This window comes from Metapseudomonas otitidis (genome assembly GCF_900111835.1).
Classification (GTDB): Bacteria; Pseudomonadota; Gammaproteobacteria; order Pseudomonadales; family Pseudomonadaceae; genus Metapseudomonas; species Metapseudomonas otitidis.
Genome location: NZ_FOJP01000049.1, coordinates 1 through 1,172 on the forward strand (window position 1 = coordinate 1; position 1,172 = coordinate 1,172).

The window sequence follows — 1,172 nt, forward strand, 5'->3', positions numbered from 1 at the left end:
GAACGTAACAAACCGCACGTCAACGTCGGCACCATTGGTCACGTTGACCATGGCAAGACCACTCTGACTGCTGCCCTGACCAAAGTCTGCTCCGAGACCTGGGGTGGTTCGGCTCGTGCGTTCGATCAGATCGACAACGCTCCGGAAGAGAAAGCTCGCGGTATCACCATCAACACCTCCCACGTTGAGTACGATTCCGCTACTCGTCACTACGCTCACGTTGACTGCCCCGGTCACGCTGACTACGTGAAGAACATGATCACCGGTGCTGCCCAGATGGACGGCGCGATCCTGGTTTGCTCCGCTGCTGACGGCCCCATGCCGCAGACTCGCGAGCACATCCTGCTGTCCCGTCAGGTAGGTGTTCCCTACATCGTCGTGTTCCTGAACAAGGCCGACATGGTTGACGACGCCGAGCTGCTGGAACTGGTCGAGATGGAAGTTCGCGATCTGCTGAACACCTACGACTTCCCGGGCGACGACACTCCGATCGTCATCGGCTCCGCGCTGATGGCGCTGGAAGGCAAAGACGACAACGAAATCGGTGTCTCCGCTGTTCGCAAGCTGGTAGAGACCCTGGACTCCTACATTCCGGAGCCCATTCGTGCCGTTGACCAGCCGTTCCTGATGCCGATCGAAGACGTGTTCTCCATCTCCGGCCGTGGCACCGTTGTGACCGGTCGCGTTGAGCGCGGTATCGTTCGCGTCCAAGAGGAAGTCGAGATCGTTGGTATCCGCGCTACCTCCAAGACCATCTGCACCGGCGTTGAAATGTTCCGCAAGCTGCTGGACGAAGGTCGTGCTGGTGAGAACGTTGGTATCCTGCTGCGTGGCACCAAGCGTGACGAAGTAGAGCGTGGTCAGGTTCTGGCCAAGCCGGGCACCATCAAGCCGCACACCAAGTTCGAGTGCGAAGTGTACGTGCTGTCCAAGGAAGAGGGTGGTCGTCACACCCCGTTCTTCAAGGGCTACCGTCCGCAGTTCTACTTCCGTACCACCGACGTGACTGGCAACTGCGAGCTGCCGGAAGGCGTTGAAATGGTAATGCCGGGTGACAACATCAAGATGGTCGTCACCCTGATCGCTCCGATCGCCATGGAAGATGGCCTGCGCTTCGCAATCCGCGAAGGCGGTCGTACCGTTGGCGCCGGCGTCGTCGCCAAGATCATCGA

Annotated in this window: 1 protein-coding gene; it reads left to right on the forward strand. The window is 59.4% G+C overall.

From position 1 onward, the window contains the following. Positions 1-1,172, forward strand: a 1,172-nt coding sequence (gene tuf, locus BM198_RS29285) for an elongation factor Tu (RefSeq protein WP_074974309.1), incomplete at both ends; no start/stop codon positions are given.